Source organism: Cognatundibacterium rivi (assembly GCF_018139565.1).
GTDB classification, from domain to species: domain Bacteria; phylum Pseudomonadota; class Gammaproteobacteria; order Burkholderiales; family Burkholderiaceae_D; genus Undibacterium; species Undibacterium rivi.
Window position 1 is genome coordinate 466,698 of the sequence record NZ_JAGSPK010000003.1, and the last position, 21,917, is coordinate 488,614.

The window sequence follows — 21,917 nt, forward strand, 5'->3', positions numbered from 1 at the left end:
CCCCTCAATCGTCGTGAAATCTGCGAGAAGATTTTTATACCTTGTTAAAAACATTAACGCAATATAAACGTTGATGTGAAGAACGAAAAGTGAGCGCGACGGCGTTTCACGTTGCGGCAATGTGTCGCCTAGTCTGAGCGGATGACATTACTACCCGCATTTCTAGGTTAAAATCGAAGGTTTAGCAAACATTATTCCTCGCGCCGCCCCGGCTGCGATAAAGGCAGACAGCACGATGCTCACATTTCAACAAATCATCCTGACATTACAAGATTACTGGGACAAACAAGGCTGCGCCTTGTTGCAACCTTACGATATGGAAGTCGGTGCAGGAACGTCGCACACCGGCACATTTTTACGTGCCATCGGCCCGGAACCCTGGCGCGCTGCTTACGTCCAGCCATCACGCCGCCCGAAAGATGGCCGCTATGGCGAAAATCCGAATCGTCTGCAGCACTATTATCAGTATCAGGTGGTATTGAAACCGGCACCGGAAAACATCCTCGATTTGTATCTTGGCTCGCTCAAAGCACTCGGGCTGGATTTGCAGCAAAACGATATCCGCTTTGTTGAAGACGATTGGGAAAACCCGACGCTGGGTGCCTGGGGTCTGGGCTGGGAAGTCTGGCTCAACGGTATGGAAGTCACGCAGTTCACCTACTTCCAGCAAGTCGGCGGTATCGATTGCAAACCTATCCTCGGCGAAATCACTTACGGTATCGAACGTCTGGCGATGTATCTGCAGGGCGTGGAAAATGTCTACGATCTGGTCTGGACTGAGCGTGAAGAAAACGGCAAAACCGTGCGCCTGTCTTACGGCGATGTCTTCCATCAGAACGAAGTGGAACAATCGACTTTCAACTTTGAATATTCGAATACCGATTTTCTGTTTTCACTGTTCACCAACTACGAAGCAGAAGCCAAGCGCCTGCTCGAAGTGACAGAGAAATCACTGGCTTTGCCTGCTTACGAAATGATTCTGAAAGCCGCACACACATTCAATCTGCTGGATGCACGCGGGGCGATTTCGGTGACAGAGCGTGCCGCATATATTGGCCGCATCCGTAATTTATCGCGTGCAGTTGCTGCCGCCTATTACGCATCGCGCGAAGCGCTCGGCTTCCCTATGTGCGCCGCCGACGATAAGCATAAACCTGTTGTCGCCTGAAACCTGAACGCGCAGACGCCTTACATAATTTCGGATGCCGGTTGCTGACCGGTATGCAGGAAAGATAAACATGAACCAAACACTGTTAGTTGAATTATTTACAGAAGAACTGCCACCAAAAGCGCTCGCAAAACTTGGCGAAGCGTTTGCTGCTGGCATCGTCAATGGCTTGAAATCACGTGATTTCTTAGAAGCAGATTCCGTCGCCACCAGCTATGCTTCACCGCGTCGTCTGGCCGTCAGTATCACGCGTGTGCGTGCTACATCGCCGGATAAACAAATCCGCGAAAAAGTGTTGCCGGTGTCTGTCGCCATGGATGCAGCAGGTCAACCGACCGCGCCACTGGCAAAGAAACTCGCAGCGATGGGTTTCGCCGATTTACAGATCAGCGATCTCGAACGCGCTGCCGACGGTAAAGCTGAAAGCTTTTTCTATACCTACACCGCAGCCGGTTCTGCACTGGCACCGGCATTGCAAACTGCCATGGAAGAATCCATCAGTAAATTGCCGATTCCTAAAGTGATGAGTTATCAGCGTCCTGATGGTGATACTGTGCATTTTGTGCGCCCGGTACATAAAATCATCGCCCTGCACGGCGCGAACATCATCCCATTATCTTTGCTTGGTCTGAGCAGTGATCGCATCACCAAAGGCCATCGTTTCCTGTCCGCTGGCGAAGTCAGTATCAGCCACGCCGACGATTACGCTGCTGCCCTGAAGACCGAAGGCAAAGTGATTGCCAGCGTCAGCGAACGTAAAGAACAAATCCGTACCGCACTGTTGGCAAAAGCAGGCGCCGATCTGGTGCTGATGCCAGAATCACTACTGGATGAAGTGACCGCGCTGGTCGAATGGCCGGTCGTGTATGAATGCCATTTCGAACAGGAATTTCTGGCAGTTCCGCAGGAATGTCTGATTCTGACGATGCAAACCAATCAGAAATATTTTGCGCTAACGGACGCCAACGGCAAGCTGCGCTCACGCTTTCTGATCGTCTCGAATTTGGAAACAGCAACACCGGAACACATTATTCAGGGTAATGAGCGCGTGGTGCGCCCACGCTTATCGGATGCTAAGTTTTTCTTTGAACAAGATAAGAAAAAAACGCTGGCATCACGCCTGCCTTTGCTGGCGAATGTGGTGTATCACAATAAACTGGGTTCGCAAGCCGAACGTACAGAGCGCGTCAAAACACTGGCCGGAAAAATCGCAGCCACGCTGCACAGCGACGTGGCGCTAGCCGAACGTGCAGCCCTGCTGGCCAAGACCGATCTGCTGACCGACATGGTCGGCGAATTCCCTGAACTGCAAGGCATTATGGGCACTTATTATGCCCTGCACGATGGCGAACATGCCGACGTGGCTGCTGCAGCTTCCGAACACTATCAACCGCGTTTTTCGGGCGATGCATTGCCGGCGGGCGCGACTGGCACCGCCGTTGCACTGGCCGATAAACTGGAAACTTTAGTCGGCATCTGGGGCATCGGTCTGCAACCAACCGGCGACCGTGACCCGTTTGCGCTGCGTCGTCATGCGCTCGGCATTTTGCGCATGCTGGTTGAGAAACGCTTGCCATTGTCTTTGTCTGCGTTGCTGGCAGATGCAGTTGCTTTATTTGCGGGCAACAGCCAGTTCAAAGATCCGAGCGCAGATGTATTGAATTTCCTGTTTGACCGTTTGCGCGGTCAATTACGTGAACGTGGCTTTGCGCAAAATGAAGTTGAAGCGGTCGTCGCGCAAAATCCAGATACGCTGGACAACATTGTCGAACGTTTGCAGGCAGTTCAGGCATTCGCAGCTTTGCCGGAATCAGTCTCGCTGGCTGCGGCAAATAAACGTATCACCAATATCCTGAAAAAAGCAGAAGGCAGTCCGGGCGCAGTGAATGCAGCATTATTACAAGAAGCGGCTGAGCAAGCGCTGGCGAAAGCAATGGCTGATGTAAAACCACAAGTTGACGCGGCCTTTGCCAAAGGCGACTTTACTGCCGCGCTGAAAACGCTGGCGGCCTTACGTGCTGAAGTCGACAGTTTCTTTAACGATGTGATGGTGAATGCGGAAGACCCGGCATTGCGGGATAACCGTTTAGCGCTGTTATCGAGCCTGCACGGGATGTTGAATCAGGTTGCCGATATTTCAAAACTCGCTGCTTAAGAATGACATCTAAGGATTTGCCGATGAAACTCATTATTCTCGACCGTGATGGTGTCATCAATCATGATTCCGATGCCTTCATCAAGTCGCCGGATGAATGGGTGCCTATTCCCGGTTCGCTGCAAGCGATTGCCCGCCTGAATCAGGCGGGTTATCGCGTGGTGGTGGCAACCAATCAGTCGGGGATCGGGCGTAAGTTGTTTGATATGGCTACGCTCAATGCGATTCACCAGAAGATGCATGCAGCCGCACAACAAGTCGGTGCGACGATTGATGCAGTCTTTTTCTGCCCGCATATGGCAGATGAAAATTGCGATTGCCGCAAACCTAAACCAGGAATGTTGCACGAAATCTCCCGCCGCTATGAAGTGAATCTGAAAGGCGTGCATAGCATCGGCGACTCCTTGCGCGACCTGCAATCTGGCTTTGTGGTCGGCTGCATTCCCCATCTGGTGTTGACCGGTAAAGGTCGTAAAACACAGGAAAAAGGCGGGCTGCCACCTGGTACACAAATTCATCCTGACCTTGCAAGCATGGTTGATCATTTGCTTGCGGCAAATCAGGCTGATAACAAAACTGACATTAATATTGCGATCTGACTCTGCTGTCGGTCGTCATCAACGGAAATCTCATGTATCGCGCACTTCTTTTTATCCGCTCTTTTATTTTCATGTTGCTGATGATTGCCATCACGGTGATCTGGTCGCCCATCAGCATGCTGTTCGCGTTTCTGCCGTATAACCAGCGTTACTACATTACAGCGCGCTGGAATGTCTTTGTGGTGTGGGCTGCCAGAGTCGTTTGCGGCATCCGCTACGAATTCAAAGGTTATGAGAATTTCCCTGATGCGCCAGCGATTATTTTGTCTAAACACCAGTCGGCATGGGAAACAATTTTCCTGCTGATGGCAACACCGAGACCACTGGTCTTTGTGTTCAAAAAAGAGATTACGTACATCCCGTTTTTTGGCTGGGCAATTTCTATGTTGCGCATGATTCCTATCGACAGAAAAAAAGGGAAAGATGCATTTGCTCAGGTCGTCAGCACGGGCAAGAAACGTCTGGCAGATGGTCAGTGGATCATTATGTTCCCAGAAGGCACTCGTATTCCGGTCGGGAAAAAAGGCTCCTACAAAGGTGGTGGTGCCCGTCTGTCGGTAGAAACCAACACGCCAGTCGTACCGATTGCGTTGAACTCAGGTGAGTGCTGGCCGAAAAATTCGTTTATCAAAAAACCCGGCCTGATCACAGTATCGGTGGGGAAACCGATCTCACCGGATGGCTGCACAGCTGCAGAACTGATGCAGAAAGTCGAAACCTGGATAGAAGCAGAAATGCGCGTGATTTCGCCTGACGTGTACAAAAACGAACAGCAATAAACACCGCCCACGCCTGCCGTCAGAATACACCGGCAGGCGCTGCATCAACGGCAAAGCTACTAACCACCGACCGCCACTTCTGGCGACTTCTGCGGAATTTTTCTACTTGGTATACATTGCGCACTGGCTCATCTCTTTTTTGTTGTTGCGGATAAAAGCGTGCAAAACAAGCTCAGTGTACTCAGTGTGTCTCGGTTGAAATGAAATCCCCGCTCCCATCTTTAGGTAAAGCAATACAACGCGCCTTGCAACTGGATTTATTCAGTGATTTCCTGGTGTCGGAACGCCTGCGTACACCGCCACCACAACCGGGCAACCGGGCGGTGCAACCACCTGCGACCTTACAGGCACCGCCGCAGTTAGCATCGCCAGAGACCGATACAGAGCGGCGAACAGGTGATCTGCGACGCGTACAGTTACAAGGAACTTGGCTGACATATCAGCTGCAAAGATCGAAGCGACGCAGCATAGGCTTCCTGATCAACGAAGACGGCCTGCGCATTACCGCGCCACGCTGGGTGACGCTTGCCGATATTGAAAAAGCCATCCATGAAAAGCAGGCGTGGATCTTGCGCAAACTGGCGGAACGGCGCGAACTGACGGCACGTCGTCTGCGTCCGCTGATGCAATGGTGTGATGGTGCCCGTCTGCCCTATCTGGGCAATGAAATTACCTTACGCATCACACCTGGCTCCACCAGTGGTACACATTTCCGGCACGATGCCAATGAACTGATGATCAGCCTGCCTCATGCGGCCAGCGAGCAGCAATTGAAAGACCGCGTACAGGCATGGCTGCAGCAGGAAGCCAGACGAGAATTTAATCAGCGCTTACCCATCTTCGCCGAGAAATTAAATGTGCGTTATCACAGCATGTCATTGTCGTCCGCAACGACACGCTGGGGATCATGCACGTCGCAAGGCAAGATAAGACTGAACTGGCGACTGATCCATTTTTCACCGCAGATTATTGATTATGTGGTCGCACATGAGCTCGCGCATTTGCGCGAAATGAACCATAGTCCGCGCTTCTGGGCAACGGTACAATCGGTCTTCCCTGACTTTGAAATTGCCCGCCATCAGTTGCGCCAACACGCCAGCGCTGATCTGCCTGAATTTTGAAAAATGGGGGAGTATCCTGAATATTCCCCCTGTTATCAGCATTAATACTCAGAGTTTTTGAATAAATTTGATTTACTCCCCCCAGTATATAAAGGAAAACGCATGCGCATTCTGCACACCATGTTACGCGTCGGTAACTTACAACGATCGATTGATTTTTATACCGAAGTTCTTGGCATGAAATTACTCCGCCAGTCGGATAATCCAGAATACAAATACACGCTGGCATTTTTAGGCTACGGCAGCAACCCTGAGCATGCCGAACTGGAACTGACTTACAACTACGGCGTTGAGCAATACGATATGGGCACCGCGTATGGACACATCGCGATTGCTGTCGCTGACGCGTATGCGGCCTGCGAAGCCGTTAAAGCACGCGGCGGCAATGTGACACGTGAGGCTGGCCCGGTGAAAGGTGGCAGCACAGTGATTGCATTTGTACAGGATCCTGACGGCTATAAAATTGAATTCATCCAGCGGATGTCTGAGGTTAGCCTGTAAGGTTCACTGCAATAAGCTCCTATCGCTGTACGAGCCAGCTCAAATAAAAAAGCGCAGAAATTCTGCGCTTTTTTCATGCGAGTCCAAAGTCAAACTTCGTTCCGCTACCTCTGCTCCGGCTCCTTTTCCCTTTCATCCGGACGACTCACCATCTGATTAATTGCTTTTGCAAGGAACAGCATACTCAGAATAAACAGCAGTAATAAACCGGTAAAAATGGCCGTCCACATGTGCGAAACTCAGACAAAAGAAAGTCTTTCTTTATAGCAACTAAAGGCCTGCAAGGTCAATGATGTTCCCCTAAATCAATTATTCATTGATTAAGTATTTTTCATTATTTAACCTTTAATGCCTGAATGTGATTTGTGAGCGGTAAGACGATAGTCTTGCATCAGATACGGAGCCAATCCGGTAACGGCGCATGTCAGCTAATGCCAATAAAGCCCGCAAACAATCAGACGTGTCCGTAACGGCGGAAATACGCAATCAGGCCACTGGTTGATGTATCCAACTGAGCATCATTCGTCTGATCGCCCAAAATAGCCGGCAACAAGCGATTCGCCAGTTGCTTACCTAATTCGACACCCCATTGGTCGAATGAATTAATGCTCCAGATTACGCCTTGCACAAAAACTTTATGCTCATACAGCGCCAGCAGCATCCCAAGCTGGAAAGGATCAAGACCGGGCATCAGTATCGTGGTGGAAGGCTGATTACCCGCAAACACTTTGTGCGGCAGAAGTTTCGCAATCTGCGCCTCACTCAACCCCGCTTGCGTTAACTCTTCACGTGCTTGTGCCTCTGTTTTACCAAACGCCAGTGCAGCGCTTTGTGCCAGACAATTCGCCAGCAATGGTGCCTGATGGCCGGGTAAAGGAAAATCACTGGAAGCCGCTACCACAAAATCACAAGGAATCAACCAGCCGCCCTGATGCAATAACTGAAAGAAAGCATGTTGCCCGTTCACGCCAATCTCGCCCCAGACGATGGGGTTGGCATGACAAGTCAAAGCCTGACCATCACGATCAACCGCTTTGCCATTCGACTCCATTTCCAATTGCTGCAAAAATGCCGGCAGATGGCGCATAGACTCGTTGTACGGCAGTATCGCTGTGGTTTCCGCGCCGAGAAAATTCGTATTCCAGATCGAAATCAGTGCCATCAGGACAGGCAGATTTTGTTCCAGCGGCGTCGTTCTGAAATGAGTATCCATCGCCTCCGCGCCCATCAAGAGCCGCTCAAAACCACTCATGCCTATCGCCAGCGCCACCGACAATCCCACGGCGGACCACAAAGAATAACGACCGCCGACCCAATCCCAGATTTCAAGGATATTGCTATCGGGGATACCGAACTCATGCGCTTTGGCCGGGCTGGAAGTGACCGCAATAAAATGCTTGGCAATCGCCCACTCCTCCATTGCAGCCGCCATCAGCCAGGTACGCGCTGTATGCGCATTAATGCTGGTTTCTTGTGTCGTAAACGTTTTGGATGCCACCACAAACAGCGTTGTGCGCGGATCGAGCTCTTCGAGCAAAGGTGCCAGATGCGCACTGTCGAGATTCGAGACGTAATAAAATTTCAGATGCGGATGTTGCAAAGCAGACAGCGCGCGGGTTGCCAGCTTGGGGCCCAGATCGGAACCACCGATACCGATGTTCACAATATTCTGTATCGCATCGCCTTTAAAGCCACGCCATAAACCGCTGCGCACACGTTCAACAATGTCGCGCATCTGCTTGCGCACCGCACGCACCTGCGGCATCACGTCATTATCGACAGCTGGAAACGCCTTGTAATCCATGTGGCGCAAGGCGGTGTGCAACACAGCACGGTCTTCACTGATGTTAATTTTTTCGCCGGAAAACATACGATCACGCCAGCCTTCAACATCGGCTAAACGTGCCAATGCCATCAGGCTGTCGAGCGCAGGCTGATCCAGACGTTGCTTGGAATAATCGACCAGCAAGCCTTCCAGTTCTGATGAGAAACGTTGAAATCGCTGGCTGTCCTGTGCAAACAGATCACGTAAATGCGTTTTCTCGAGGCGCTTCTGATGTTCTAACAGGGATAACCATTCCGGCGTCAGCGTAATATTCATAGCGTCAAAACCAATGTGAACTGAAAGTGAAAAATTAATCCGCAGTTAAGCAGAAATTATGCAGCAGGCAGAAGGCGAGCCAGATTGACATATTGTTCAAGCGCGATTGTCTCAGGCCGCGCTTGCGGATCGATACCGGCGTCAATTAACTGTTGCTCGGTAAACATCCCGGCGACGCAATTCCGCACTACTTTACGTCGCTGCGAAAACGCTTTTGTTACAACCGCTTCAAGATTTTTTTGCTCGCACGCCAGCATTTCAGCTTTCGGAATCATGCGCACAATCGCCGAATCCACTTTCGGCGGTGGATCAAAAGCCTCTGGAGGTACGATGAATAATAAATCCATGTGATAACGCCATTGCAGCATGACCGACAAGCGTCCGTACGCTTTGCTGCCCGGCGTTGCGACCATGCGCTCAACCACTTCTTTTTGCAACATAAAATGCTGATCCTGCACCAGCGGTGCAATTTCAGCGAGACGGAACAACAAGGGGCTGGAAATGTTGTACGGCAAGTTACCGACGACCCGCAATTTCTTTCCCTCAGGTACAGGGATGGAGGAGAAATCAAATTTCAATGCATCACCTTCATGCACGATCAGTTTTTCGGCAGAAAAACTTTTCTTGAGGCGAACGACCAGATCGCGATCCAGCTCGACGACATGCATTTGCGTTACACCTTCGAGCAGTAAGCGCGTCATCGCGGCGAGACCAGGGCCGATCTCAACCATCGTATCACCAGCCTGCGGATTGATAGAGCGGATAATCTGGCTCAATACCAATTGATCGGTCAGAAAATTCTGACCGAAACGTTTACGTGGAATATGTTTCATGATGATGTTTTGTTTTTTGCCATAACAGCAGCAGTGCGTATTGCGACCTGCATGCTGCCGATATCGGCATGTCCCACGCCTTTTGCAGCGAGGTCAAGCGCCGTGCCGTGATCGACGGAGGTACGGATCAGCGGCAGACCCAGAGTAATATTGACGCCCAGCCCGAAACTCGCATGCTTGAGAACCGCAAGGCCCTGATCGTGATACATCGCCAGCACGCAATCCGCATCCGCCAGATATTTTTGCTGAAACAAAGTATCAGCCGGATAAGGGCCGCTGACATTGATGCCCATGTTTTGCGCCTGCTGAATCACGGGTGTGATGACGCTGATCTCTTCAGTGCCGAGATAACCGTTTTCACCGGCATGAGGATTCAAACCAGCAACAAGAATTCGAGGCTGCGACAGACCGAACTTGCCACGTAAATCGGAATCAATGATCTGTATCGTGCGCAATAAATGCTCTGGCTGTATTGCCTGCGGAACGTCTTTTAATGGTAAATGCGTGGTTGCCAGCGCAACGCGTAAAGCTTGTGGCAGATGAGCGCTGGCTTCGCAGGCGAGCATCATCACTACTTGCGGGATATGCGTTTTTTCTGCGAAATATTCTGTATGGCCGCTAAATTTCACACCGGCATCGTTGATCGTGCTTTTCTGCAAAGGAGCAGTAACGACGGCATCACACCAACCTTGCTCCACCGTTTCGATAGCAATATCCAATGTATGCAATACCGCGCGGCCATTACGCGGATCCAGCTGGCCGGCAACGACATGCGCACTCAGCGGGCAATCAATGACGCTCATGCGGTCTGCGGGAATGGCAGACAAACCGTAATTTCTGACTGCTTCGATCGAGACTGCCATCAGGCGAATGGCCGGATCAATCTCATTTGCCAGCATCGCCAGATAAGCAGCGTCCCCGATCAGTACCGGCCGGACTTCGTGCCGTAAAGACCAGGCCGCACGCAACGAGATTTCCGGACCAATTCCTGCCGGTTCTCCTACCGTCAGGGCTATGACCGGCAATCTTGCTTCAGGCATTATTGATCTTCCCGGTATTCAACATAGGTACGATCACGCAATTCGCGCAACCAATCCTGCAGCGCTTCATCCGATTTACGTTCGCGCAAAGCCTGACGCGCCGTCATACGCTGGCGGTCTTTAGATTGATCTTCGGTTTTGCGTTCCAGTACCTGAATCAGATGGAAGCCGAACGGCGACTGTACAGGATCACTGACGTCATTGATGGCGAGTTTATTCATCGCATCTTCAAATTCCTTCACGGTGTCGCCCGGGTAAATCCAGCCCAGATCACCGCCTTTGGACGCACTGCCATCAGCAGAATTGGTTTTAGCCAATTCTTCAAATGTTGCTGTTTTATTTTCTATCTGTTTTTTCAGATCCAGTAATTTCTGACGCGCTTCCGCTTCAGTCACGATCTGATTTGCTTTGATCAGGATATGGCGAACGCGGGTCTGCTGAACCGCCGCAACAGCAGGCTGTGCCTCGCTGGCCGCGCGCTTCCCGACCAGTTTTAAAATATGAAAGCCATTTGGGCTACGGACGATTTCAGAGAATTCGCCAACCTTGATTTTGTTGATCGCGTCAATAAACAATTGTGGAATACGGTCTTGTTCACGCCAACCGATATCGCCGCCTTTCAAGGCTTCAGCGCTGTCGGAATAAGTCACAGCCAGCTTGGCAAAATCACCGCCCGAACGCAATTTCTGCACGACTTCTTCAGCACGATTACGGCGCAGTGCAATTTGCTCGGCAGTAGCATTTTCAGGAATACGAACCAGAATATGCAGTAAGTTGATTTCTTGTTTGCCGACTTTGGCACTGGCTTCTGCTGCCAGGAAATTATCAATCTCAGACTCAGTAATCAGAATTTTGCTATCCACTTCACGTTCGCGAATACGTTGCATCATGATGTCGTCGCGGATTTCTTCGCGGAAACGCGCAAATGAAGTGCCTTCACGTTCGATCTGATTGCGGAACTCCTGCAGATTCATTTTATTCTGCTCAGCCATACGCTGTAATGTGCGATCCAGCATCACATCGTCAACCCGCATGCCATTTTCTTTGGCCAGCTGTAACTGGGCACGGTCAACAATCAGGCGTTCAATTAATTGTTTCTTTAATTCGGCGCGGTCAGGCAATGCCGTTCCTTGCGCTTTGAGCCGACGCTCAACAGACACGATGCGCTCATTAACCTCTTGCTGAGTGATCACTTCATCATTCACGACCACGGCAATGCTGTTAATGGCTTGCGGTTTAGCAGGGGCTGATGCCTGTTGTGCCAGACTGAACTGACTTGTCAGCAAACTTGCGGAAACGGCCAAAACAGAAATAAAAGTGCGTTGTTTCATGTGCAATAAATGTCGCATAATGTTCTAAAAAGCTGGTTAAGCAAGGCGTCAGAGCAGCGTGTTCTGAGAGCGCAAAAGTTGCAATATACACGTTCGCTCTCATTTCACAAACAACCACATCCTGACATTGCCGCAGAGAAAATCGTCAATGACTTTTTTCTCGTCTAAACGAACGTCAATTAACGCTCACTAATCGGTTGATAACCGGAGATATTCCTTTTTAACGCCTCGATCGGGTTATTACCGATACCCAATCGCGCTAAACCGTTCAGTTCAAGCTGAATGGAAAAACCTGAATTATTGTTGGTACTGTTCACCGCAAAACGCTGTGCGAGGAAGCGTAAAGACCAGCAATCGGCCTTGTATTCGAAACCGACCAGACCATCAACAACGCGCTTGTCCATCAGAGAATAATTGCTGCGACCGACGGCATACCAGCGATTCGCAATCGGCCATTGCCCCGAAATATCGAGCTGTTTTAGCGTATCTCTTTGCAAGCGGTAAGACAGATTCAGGATTTTTTTTACTTCAGGTTGCCAGCGTATGCCATAACTTGCCTGCACCGATTGGTGGGTACTCTGATTCAACTGCAAAGCGGCGTCTGCCGACAAAGTCGGTGAGACTTTTCCAGATGCTGCCAACAATAAGTCTGAACGACTCGGGCTGTTCACGTTATCCAGTGTGACGCGTTGTGTATTGAAATAAAAGCGCTGTCCCAACGCGAGTTTCAGTCTTTCTTCGCCATCCATTTCAATATAGCGTGAGACCAATGCGGCCGTAATCTGATTGGCGTCACCAATACGATCCTGACCGGTAAAACGATTTTCACTGAAAATCTGGGCAAAATTGAAATCGGCCACACCGCTGTCAAAATTAGGAAAATTTGACTGTTCGCGATACGGCGTACGTACGTAGAACAAGCGTGGTTCCAGCGTTTGTGTGACTTCTTTTCCCAACAAACTGGATTGCCGTTCAAACACCAGGCCACTATCAACAGAAAAAGTCGGAACGACACGGTGGAAATTCGGGTCCTGGCCGGGAACGATATTGGACAACTGATAAGTGGTCGCATGCAAAGATACTTTCGGCACCACAAAATAGCCAGGCTCAACCATAGGGAAAGAGACCTGAGGATTCAGAACCAGCCTGTCACCACGTACTTGCGTCGGATGCCAGAAGCGCGTCAGCATTGCATCTGCAGACCAGTCAAATCCTTTTACATCATGCTGTTCGGCATGAAATTGCAGTTGTGGCAAACGATCATACGGCCGATCAATCGGTGCCGCATAATCCTGCAACACCTGATAGTTACTAGCACGTAAATTCAGATTCCAGAACGATCCGGTATACGTGAAATTGATGTCACGTAATAATAAACGCTGCGAAGTCTTGGTAATCGAATTTGAAAAATCCGACGGATAATTATCGTCTGACGCGTAATTCAGATTCCAGTTCAGCGCCAGCTCTGGCAGCAGTTGTTGCTGATGAACCGACGTCAGGGCATAGCGATTGGTATTCGTGACGCGGTCATTATTGAGCCCCTCAAGACTGGTTTCACCACGGTAGGTTTCACCCAGATAGCGCCCTTCAGCACCAAGTTGCAAGCCGCGACGTGAAATCACCTTAGGATATAAAGTCAGATCACGATTCGGCGCAATATTGAAATAGTAGGGTAAGGCGAATTCAGCTCCACCTTTGGATGATGCGCCAAAAACCGGCGGCAGGAAACCGGAATGCCGCGCGCCTGATAACGGAAATGTCAGCGAAGGCGTTGCCAGAATCGGCGTTCCCAAAAAGTACAGTACGGATTTACTGGCGATCCCTTTATCAAGACCGGTATCGAGATCCAGTGTTTCAGCACGCAAATACCAATCCGGATCGAGACCGTCGCATGAGCTGTAAGTACCCTGATGAATAACAGAACGCTCTTCATCAATAAAATCGATTTTTTCTGCCTTGCCCTGCGCATTGTTACGCAACAGTTTGTACACGGGGTTGATCACATTACCTGAGCTTGAATCAAGCTGGATGCGAGCGCTATCCCCTTTGTAACAATCACCGTTGCGCTGCAAACTGACCTTCCCTTCGGCATCGACCTCATCTTCAAGAAAGCGATAAGTGGCCTTATCTGCATTCATGGTCGTCGCACCTTTTACCACTTCAACATCATTTTCAAAGTGGATAAATCGCTCTGGTCTTCCCCATAGACGTTCTGACTGCACGGTTGTCGGGGCGTTTTTATCGTCGGCTTTGGTTTGATTACTTTTCTGGCGTAGTACCAGATCTTCCTCAAAAGTCCGAGAGGCTGTTGTCTGCGCCTGCGCCTGCGCGAAGAAGGCCGGGACAAGCACCGACACGACAATCGCGGGGATAGTAGGAAACATCAGCGGTGAGTGAGATAATACGGGTTTCCTGCGCATGTATTCAGAGGTCAGTAAGCGTTTTGCAAGCATGCTGGTCGGTATCATTCAGACAATCCGCCAGAAATCAGTCGCCTATTATAGGTGAAATGCTGAGAAAACCAGCTGAACAGTGCAGACAAACTAACTCTCTTATTATTTTACCCATGTCATCCACCGTTACACCGACGCAAACACCGACACAAAATCCCTCTTTGCCGGAAAAAAAAGAAGAACGCCGCCTAGCTCTGCGTGAATGGTTGACAACTCTTCCGGCTCAGGAATTACTGCTAGAAACCATGCGTCCAGCATCAGCCGACGCCAGTTTTCGCCAGTTCTACCGGATTGATACAAAAAGTGGCAACAGCCTGATCGCGGTTGATGCCCCACCCGCCACGGAAAATTCAGCCGCCTATATCAAGGTGGCCGATCTGTTCCGGCAAATGAATTTATCGGTACCGGAAATTTTTGCGCAAGATCTGACTCAGGGCTTTTTGCTGGTCAGCGATATGGGACAGCATACCTATGCGCATGTACTGAATAATGACACCGCTCACAAACTGTATCTGGAAGCGATTGACAGCCTGATTTTGCTGCAAACCCAGAGTCAGCCCGACGTTTTGCCTGAATACGACCGCGCATTTTTGTTGCGTGAACTGAATATTTTCACAGAGTGGTATATCGGCAAACATCTGGGCGTCACCCTTACAGAAACGCAAACCAAAACGCTGGACAAGGTCTTTGAACATCTGATCACCAGCGCAATGGCACAACCACAAGTCTTCGTGCACCGCGATTTTCACTCACGCAATCTGCTCTGGATGGACAAAGGTAACCCCGGCATCGTTGATTTTCAGGATGCAGTATATGGTCCCCTTACCTACGATCTGGTGTCTTTGTTACGTGATGCGTATGTACAATGGGATGAAGAAATGGTGCTCGACTGGGCCATACGCTATTGGGAAAAAGCCAAACGTGCCGGCTTACCAGTTCCTACCGACATCGACAATTTCTACCGCGACTTTGAATGGATGGGCTTACAACGTCATCTGAAAATTCTCGGCATTTTCAGCCGTTTGTCGCACCGCGATGGCAAAGACACCTATCTCGCAGACATTCCAACCGTCATGGAATATATACGCAAGACCTCACACCGTTACAAAGAACTGGTGCCGCTGTTGCGCTTGCTCGATGAATTAGAAAATACCGCGCCACAAGTTGGCTATACATTCTGAGGCAACCATCATGAAAGCCATGTTACTCGCAGCGGGGCGCGGTGAACGCATGCGCCCATTGACCGATGATTGTCCGAAACCTTTACTGAAGGTGCGTGGCAGACCGCTGATCGTCTGGCATCTGCTGAATCTGGCGAAAGCAGGCATCACCGAGATCATTATTAATCATGCGCATCTGGGTCACATGATAGAAGATGCACTGGGTGATGGCTCTCAATTCGGTGCGCAGATTCAGTATTCGGCAGAAGTCAGTGCGCTTGAAACTGCAGGTGGTATCGCCAAAGCGCTGCCTCTGATCGGCGAAGATCCGTTTGTAGTTGTATCTGCCGATATTTACATTCCGCATTTTGATTTTAAAGAATGCCTGAACACGCTGGAAGACAATGATCCATGGGGTAATCCGCACCCTGCCGATCAGCGCGATATCGCCTGGCTGTATATGGTGAAAAATCCGTCCTTTCATCCCGGTGGCGACTTTGCCATGACGCTGATGGGTCTCTCGAACGAAGGCACACCTAGACATACCTTTGCCAATGTCGGCGTGTATCGTCCGGAAATGTTTGCCAGCATACGCCCTGGCGATTACGCCAAGCTCGGCCCGCTGCTGCGTGAATACATCGATGCGGGTCGCGTCGGTGGCGAATTGTATCGTGGCGAATGGCATAATCTGGGGACTCCGGATCAGTTACAGGCACTCAATGCGCCGTTGACATTCAAGCGTTGAAAGCAATGCAAAAACACAGTCATGCCCATTTCCAGCTCCGCCGCCAGCGTTTGATGGCGTTAATGCGAGCGCATGGCGGCGGTGTCGCCATCATTCCAACCGCACAGGAATATCTGCGTAACAACGATAATCCGTTTCCATTCCGGCACGACAGTTATTTTTATTATCTGTCCGGTTTTGATGAGCCTGAAGCAGTATTGGTGTTAGTTGCCAATGCAAATGAAGAAAAATCGATATTGTTTTGCCGTGAGAAAAATCCCGAACGTGAAATCTGGGATGGTTTCCGTTTCGGGCCGGAAGCAGCTAAAACTGCATTCAGTTTTGATCTCGCTGATGCCATCGACAATATCGACACTGCAATGCCGGATTTTCTGGCCGATGCGCACACCTTGTTTTACAGCACGGCCGCAGAACCGCATCTGGACACGCAGGTACACCAATGGCTGCAGGCAATACGTGCCAGAAGCCGCACAGGGATTCAGGCTCCGGCACGAACACTGGATGTAAGGGTCTTGCTGGATGAAATGCGACTGATCAAAGACGAGACAGAAATCACACTGATGCAGCGCGCCGCCAGCATCTCTGCTGCTGCACATACGCGAGCAATGCGCAGCGCCCGTCCGGGTCAGTTTGAATATGAACTCGAAGCCGAATTACTGCATGAGTTTCTGCGTCAGGGTGCGCAAGCACCTGCTTATGGCTCTATCGTTGCTGCCGGAGCCAATGCTTGCATCCTTCATTATCAGAGCAACCGGGCGCAGATTAAAGACGGAGATTTGATCCTGATCGATGCGGGCTGCGAATTCAACAGTTACGCTTCCGATATCACGCGCACATTTCCAGCCAATGGCCGCTTCAGTCCTGCACAAAAGACCTTGTATAACATCGTGTTGGCAGCTCAGCAAGCGGCACTGGACTGCGCGCAGCCGGGCAGCCGGTATATGGATGGGCATCACGCCGCCTTGCGCGTGTTAACGCAGGGGATGCTGGATACCGGTTTGTTGAATAAAAATAGTGTCAGCAATCTTGACGACGCATTAGCAAGTCAGGCTTACCGGCGTTTTTATATGCATGGCACGGGACACTGGCTGGGTCTGGATGTGCATGACGTCGGCAATTACAGAGAAAATGAATATAGCGGCGATGAAAAACCTTATCGTCAGTTGCAGGCCGGGATGGTGATCACGATAGAGCCTGGCATCTACGTGCAGCCAGCACCCGATGTGCCGGAGAAATTCTGGAATATCGGCATTCGCATCGAAGACGACATCCTGATTACCGCTGACGGACATCGCAACCTGAGCCGGGATACACCAAAAACGGTGAAAGAAATTGAAGCAGAAATGCGATCCAAATAGATTATGAAATCAACGACTCCAGCCATTATCAATGATGTCGACATCGCCATTTGCGGTGCTGGCCCTGCTGGGCAGGCACTCGCTTTACTGTTGCATAAACAGGGTATAGCAGCGGACAGGATCGCCTTATTTGATGGTAAAACAAGCGCTGAAGCAGAACAGGATGCACGCACTATCGCACTATCCGCCGGCAGTCAGCAAATTTTAGCGATGGCAGGCAGTTGGCCTGTCAAAGCAACGCAGATCAATGAGATTCATGTCTCGCGACGCGGACATTTCGGCCGCAGTCTGATCAAAGCCAATGATTATGCGGTGCCAGCCTTAGGCTATGTTGCACGTTACGGCGACATCATCGCACCGATGCAAACGGAAATCGCACGCACCGGTATCCGGATTTTCCGCCCGTTACTGGTTCGCGGTCTGGACGAGGCAGATGACCATGTACGCCTGAATCTGCAACATCCTGTCACTGGCGAAAACAGCAGCATGAGCGCGAATGTCGTTGTGCAAGCGGAAGGCGGTACGTTTTCCGATCAGTCTGCACGCACGCACCGCCACGATTATCAGCAAATCGCGATTATCGCCCATGTCACCAGCGATCAGCCCGTGCTGCACCGGGCGTTTGAGCGCTTTACCGAACAAGGGCCGCTCGCCTTATTACCGCAAGAAGATGGTTATGCGCTGGTCTGGTGTGTGCGTCCGGCTGTGGCCGAACAATTATCTGCCGCCGATGATCTGCACTTTAAACAAGCCTTACAACAGGCATTCGGCAATCGCATCGGGCAACTGCAACAGGTATCAGAACGGGTATCTTACCCACTCGGCCTGAATGCACAGGCACACGCAACAGCCCGCACCGTCAGCATAGGCAACGCAGCCCAGACTTTGCATCCGGTAGCTGGGCAGGGCTTGAACCTGGGATTACGGGATACGTTCGTGCTGGCACGTTGCCTGAGCCGCCATGCACATCAACTAGATCATCCAGCGGCCGCATTGGAACAATTCATCCGGCAAAGGCAAGCCGATCGCAACATCACCATTCGCCTGACCGATACGCTGGCCCGCATTTTTGCCAGTACGCCAGATGGCTCATTGACACAATCACTACTGGGTTTGGGTCTGAGTGTCGTCGATATGTTCAAACCCGCGCGCGATGTACTGGCAGAGCAAATGATGTACGGCTGGCGCGAATAAGGTGAATTCGTGCTGATCATCTCTGATATTCGCATGGATTGCCTTGCCGGATTTTAAGGCAGTGCATTTTTTAAACAAGCTATAATCCGCCCCTGTATTACCAACATGAAGGAAACACCATGAAATTACGCACAAAAAGACGCGCACTGAATTACAGCCGTTTATACAACCACCAGCTCGCCACTGTACTGGAAGCCGCCTACGAAGATTTCCGCGTCAGCTTTGCAAAAGACGGCGAATCCCTTTCTGAATCGCTCGATTCTCTGCAAAAACTGGGTGCCAGCTATCGCCATTTCAGAAAATTTGCACTGCGTTTTTCGTTCGCACGCTGATCCAGATCGGTATCTCATCCGGAAGGGCGTATTGTCCTTCCGCGTAACAGAATTAATACAGGCTTAACATCACAGCGTATTTCTGGCGGTATACGCATGACGGATTTTGTCAGCAAAGCCGCAGCGACTACCACGAGGCAATGCGGATAAGGTCTGACAAGGTTTTGCAGAGAAAATCATACATCATGATAATTAATCTATCGGTAAACCGCTGACCGGTTTAATTTCCTCCATACAAATCATCGAACGCAGAGAAGCTACACCAGATACCTGCATCAGCGTATCCGTCAAAAACTGCGACAAACTTTTGAGGTCTTTGGCGACAACCTTCAGGATGTAATCGAAGTCGCCTGAAATAGTGTGACATTCAATGATGTCGGGAAATGCCATCAGTTGTCGCTCAACCTCCCTTACATTACGAAACTGCTCGCGATCCAGCGACAGGTTTACAAACGCCATGACGCCGAGACCAACGGCCTCAGGTGTAACTTGTGCAACGTAGCCGCGTATCACTTTCTTTTCTTCCAGCGTTCTGACCCGGCGTAAGGTTTGCGGCGCCGACAAATGTATCTGCTCAGCCAGATGCAAATTACTCATACGCCCATCTTCTTGCAAGCAACGCAAAATGCTGCGGTCATAATTATCCATCTCAACCTCTTATCGGTATATTTTATTAAAAATCTTATTTTAGAAATTTAAACATACTAATTATAAATAAATGAAATTAAATTTCTTTTTTAATAAATAAATCATTAAATTTAGCAATCTAATTATTGGCGTGACTGACTACAATCTTCCATAGAACACGTCATTCAACAACGCACACAGATGCGTGAGGCTTTTGCGAAATTCAGAAAATTTCGCAGCAGCTTCTGGAGTAACTGCGCGCCAGCAAATCACCTCAGTGACGATGTTTCTGCTCACCAAATCTATTAAGGAGAACATCATGGTCGCATTCATTGGTACACAAGACATGCAACGACATCTGCGTGAAGTCGGACTGGAGAGAGCCATTACCCGCATGGCGGCAATGATCGAGGAAGACTATCTGCGCTGGGAACGCTTCGATAAATCGGCAAGGGTTGCACATCATTCGGATGTCGGCGTCATAGAACTGATGCCGATTTCTGACGGCAGCAACTATTCATTTAAGTACGTGAATGGTCATCCCAAAAACACGGAAACGGGCTTACTGACAGTCACTGCATTTGGTGTGTTGGCCGACGTCACCACAGGTTATCCACGTCTGTTATCAGAGTTAACACTAACAACGGCAATACGTACCGCAGCCACCTCGGCAATGGCTGCTAAATATCTGGCACGTAAAAACTGTCGCAGCATGGCATTGATAGGCAATGGTGCGCAGAGTGAATTTCAGGCCATTGCGTTCTATACGATGTTGGGAATTAAGGAATTACGAATTTACGATATTGATCAGAAGGCCAGCGATAAGCTGATGCGTAATTTACGCGCTTATCCTGAAATACGCGTCATTCGCGCCGACTCTGTCGCTGCTGCAGTCAAAGGTGCAGATGTGATCACGACGGTCACGGCAGATAAAACCAATGCGACAATTCTGACGCCGGACATGATAGAAGCGGGTGTGCATATCAACGCCGTCGGTGGCGACTGTCCAGGAAAAACGGAACTGCATGCAGAGATTCTGCGACGGGCCAACGTCGTTGTCGAATACGAACCGCAATCACGCATTGAAGGGGAATTGCAGCAAATGCCGGCAGACTTCCAGGTGACTGAATTGTGGACTATCCTGCGCTCAGGCAAAGCCTATCGCCAAAGCGTGGAAAATATCACGATCTTTGATTCTGTCGGTTTTGCGCTGGAAGATTTCTCTGCAATGCGTTATCTGGAGCAATATGTGATGCCGCAATCTTCGACCGAACTTGATCTGCTGCCTGTGATGCGCAATCCTAAAGATCTGTTCGGCCTGGGTGTAAGCAGTACAGAAGATTGCAATACCAACCTGCGCAGCAGTGAAAAAGAATACGATAGTCTTCCTGAAATACCCACTCCGGCTTAAACTTGCGCCCATCTCACCCACATAATTTAAAAAGAATGAAGACTATTTCTTTAATCGGCGCGCCAACGGATGTTGGTGCGAGCGTCAGAGGTGCTGGCATGGGGCCGGACGCACTGAGAGTTGCAGGGCTCAACGAAGCGCTTGCCGCCCGCCAGTTTCATGTTATTGATCACGGCAATCTACACGGCCCAGCGAATCCGTGGCAACAACCAGTCAATGGCTTACGCCACCTGAAAGAAGCAATCGACTGGAATCAGGCAGTCTACGATGCGGTGAATCAGGCGTTGATACAAGGTCATCTTCCAATGATGCTGGGTGGCGATCATTGCCTCGCCATCGGCTCGATCAGCGCGGTTGCGGCACATTGCCGCCGCATAGGAAAGAAGCTGCGTGTATTGTGGTTTGATGCGCATGCAGACAGTAACTTATCAACAATCAGCCCGACCGGTAACATTCATGGAATGCCCGTTGCGTGCCTGATGGGACATGGTCCACAGGAGCTTATCAGTTATGCCGGACATACTCCCGCAATACATCCCGCAGATATCCGCCTGATCGGCATTCGTAGTGTTGATGCCGGTGAAAAAAAGTTTATTCATGACATGGGAATGCAGGTATTCGACATGCGCTACATTGACGAATATGGCATGCGCAATGTGATGAGCTCAGCGCTGGCCGACCTCGATGCTGACACGCATCTACATGTTAGTTTTGATATGGATTGTCTCGACCCAGGCATCGCTCCCGGTGTTGGCACTGCGGTATTGGGAGGCCCGACATACCGTGAAGCACAACTGTGTATGGAAATGATTGCCGATACCGGTTTGTTGGCTTCACTGGATCTGGTGGAATTAAATCCGGCACTGGACATTCGCAACCAGACCGCAATTCTCGCAGTCGATCTGATCGAGAGTTTGTTTGGTAAGTCTACATTGGTGAGAATGTAAGGGACTTAATTTCGTCCCTCTGTGATCGCTCATCCGAAGGCATCAACGTCAAAATAAAAATC

Annotated in this window: 19 protein-coding genes; 13 read left to right on the forward strand and 6 right to left on the reverse strand. The window is 50.2% G+C overall.

What is annotated here, in order from left to right:
• Window positions 1-235 precede the first annotated feature (235 nt).
• From glyQ to gloA, 6 genes are all read left to right on the forward strand, one after another.
• Window positions 236-1,168 carry a glycine--tRNA ligase subunit alpha gene (gene glyQ, locus KDM87_RS10670; protein WP_186882943.1) on the forward strand — a complete coding sequence of 311 codons (933 nt, stop codon included), beginning with the start codon at window positions 236-238 and terminating at the stop codon, window positions 1,166-1,168.
• A 70-nt stretch (window positions 1,169-1,238) separates the two neighbouring features.
• Entirely contained in the window at window positions 1,239-3,323 is a 2,085-nt protein-coding gene (glyS, locus tag KDM87_RS10675) for a glycine--tRNA ligase subunit beta (protein ID WP_212679049.1), read from the forward strand.
• 23 nt (window positions 3,324-3,346) lie between these two features.
• Entirely contained in the window at window positions 3,347-3,922 is a 576-nt protein-coding gene (gene gmhB, locus KDM87_RS10680) for a D-glycero-beta-D-manno-heptose 1,7-bisphosphate 7-phosphatase (protein ID WP_212679050.1), read from the forward strand.
• 32 nt (window positions 3,923-3,954) lie between these two features.
• Window positions 3,955-4,701 (forward strand): lysophospholipid acyltransferase family protein, encoded by a 747-nt coding sequence (locus KDM87_RS10685; protein ID WP_212679051.1) that lies wholly within the window; start codon window positions 3,955-3,957, stop codon window positions 4,699-4,701.
• A gap of 200 nt (window positions 4,702-4,901) precedes the next feature.
• Window positions 4,902-5,822, forward strand: coding sequence for a M48 family metallopeptidase (locus KDM87_RS10690; protein ID WP_212679052.1), 921 nt, complete (start codon window positions 4,902-4,904; stop codon window positions 5,820-5,822).
• 102 nt (window positions 5,823-5,924) lie between these two features.
• A complete protein-coding gene (gene gloA / locus KDM87_RS10695) occupies window positions 5,925-6,323 on the forward strand; it encodes a lactoylglutathione lyase (protein WP_212679053.1) in 399 nt (132 codons plus the stop codon).
• A gap of 454 nt (window positions 6,324-6,777) precedes the next feature.
• Here gloA and pgi read toward each other — a convergent pair whose 3' ends face one another.
• The 5 genes from pgi to KDM87_RS10720 all read right to left on the reverse strand — a co-directional run bounded on the left by pgi (window position 6,778) and on the right by KDM87_RS10720 (window position 14,096).
• A complete protein-coding gene (gene pgi / locus KDM87_RS10700) occupies window positions 6,778-8,424 on the reverse strand; it encodes a glucose-6-phosphate isomerase (RefSeq protein WP_212679054.1) in 1,647 nt (548 codons plus the stop codon).
• Window positions 8,425-8,480: 56 nt separating this feature from the next.
• Window positions 8,481-9,257 carry a 16S rRNA (adenine(1518)-N(6)/adenine(1519)-N(6))-dimethyltransferase RsmA gene (gene rsmA, locus KDM87_RS10705; RefSeq protein WP_212679055.1) on the reverse strand — a complete coding sequence of 259 codons (777 nt, stop codon included), beginning with the start codon at window positions 9,255-9,257 and terminating at the stop codon, window positions 8,481-8,483.
• Window positions 9,254-10,297, reverse strand: a complete 1,044-nt coding sequence (gene pdxA / locus KDM87_RS10710) for a 4-hydroxythreonine-4-phosphate dehydrogenase PdxA (RefSeq protein WP_212679056.1) — start codon at window positions 10,295-10,297, stop codon at window positions 9,254-9,256. The genes rsmA and pdxA overlap by 4 nt, the downstream gene beginning before the upstream one ends.
• Entirely contained in the window at window positions 10,297-11,628 is a 1,332-nt protein-coding gene (locus KDM87_RS10715; protein WP_230407706.1) for a peptidylprolyl isomerase, read from the reverse strand. Before KDM87_RS10715 ends, pdxA begins: the two co-directional genes overlap by 1 nt.
• 179 nt (window positions 11,629-11,807) lie before the next feature.
• A complete protein-coding gene (locus KDM87_RS10720) occupies window positions 11,808-14,096 on the reverse strand; it encodes an LPS-assembly protein LptD (protein ID WP_230407707.1) in 2,289 nt (762 codons plus the stop codon).
• Between the two features lie 98 nt (window positions 14,097-14,194).
• On the opposite strand from KDM87_RS10720, the gene KDM87_RS10725 reads away from it, so the two are divergent.
• The 5 genes from KDM87_RS10725 to KDM87_RS10745 all read left to right on the forward strand — a co-directional run bounded on the left by KDM87_RS10725 (window position 14,195) and on the right by KDM87_RS10745 (window position 18,870).
• Window positions 14,195-15,262, forward strand: coding sequence for an aminoglycoside phosphotransferase family protein (locus tag KDM87_RS10725; RefSeq protein ID WP_212679058.1), 1,068 nt, complete (start codon window positions 14,195-14,197; stop codon window positions 15,260-15,262).
• Between the two features lie 10 nt (window positions 15,263-15,272).
• Window positions 15,273-15,986: an N-acetylmuramate alpha-1-phosphate uridylyltransferase MurU gene (gene murU / locus KDM87_RS10730; protein ID WP_212679059.1), complete on the forward strand. Its 714-nt coding sequence runs from the start codon at window positions 15,273-15,275 to the stop codon at window positions 15,984-15,986.
• Between the two features lie 5 nt (window positions 15,987-15,991).
• A complete protein-coding gene (locus KDM87_RS10735) occupies window positions 15,992-17,344 on the forward strand; it encodes an aminopeptidase P N-terminal domain-containing protein (RefSeq protein ID WP_212679060.1) in 1,353 nt (450 codons plus the stop codon).
• A 3-nt stretch (window positions 17,345-17,347) separates the two neighbouring features.
• On the forward strand, window positions 17,348-18,538 hold the full coding sequence (locus KDM87_RS10740) for an FAD-dependent monooxygenase (protein WP_212679061.1): 1,191 nt from the start codon (window positions 17,348-17,350) through the stop codon (window positions 18,536-18,538).
• 119 nt (window positions 18,539-18,657) lie between these two features.
• Entirely contained in the window at window positions 18,658-18,870 is a 213-nt protein-coding gene (locus KDM87_RS10745; protein ID WP_186882930.1) for a hypothetical protein, read from the forward strand.
• A gap of 192 nt (window positions 18,871-19,062) precedes the next feature.
• Here the strand turns inward: KDM87_RS10745 and KDM87_RS10750 are convergent, their stop codons facing one another.
• The gene (locus KDM87_RS10750; RefSeq protein WP_212679062.1) at window positions 19,063-19,518 is read right to left on the reverse strand and encodes an Lrp/AsnC family transcriptional regulator; all 456 of its coding nucleotides are present in this window, start codon (window positions 19,516-19,518) and stop codon (window positions 19,063-19,065) included.
• Window positions 19,519-19,816: 298 nt separating this feature from the next.
• Here KDM87_RS10750 and KDM87_RS10755 point away from each other — a divergent pair, with 298 nt between their 5' ends.
• Both KDM87_RS10755 and rocF read left to right on the forward strand, forming a co-directional pair.
• Window positions 19,817-20,908: an ornithine cyclodeaminase gene (locus KDM87_RS10755; RefSeq protein WP_212679063.1), complete on the forward strand. Its 1,092-nt coding sequence runs from the start codon at window positions 19,817-19,819 to the stop codon at window positions 20,906-20,908.
• Window positions 20,909-20,943: 35 nt separating this feature from the next.
• The gene (rocF, locus tag KDM87_RS10760; protein WP_212679064.1) at window positions 20,944-21,855 is read left to right on the forward strand and encodes an arginase; all 912 of its coding nucleotides are present in this window, start codon (window positions 20,944-20,946) and stop codon (window positions 21,853-21,855) included.
• Window positions 21,856-21,917: the final 62 nt, after the last annotated feature.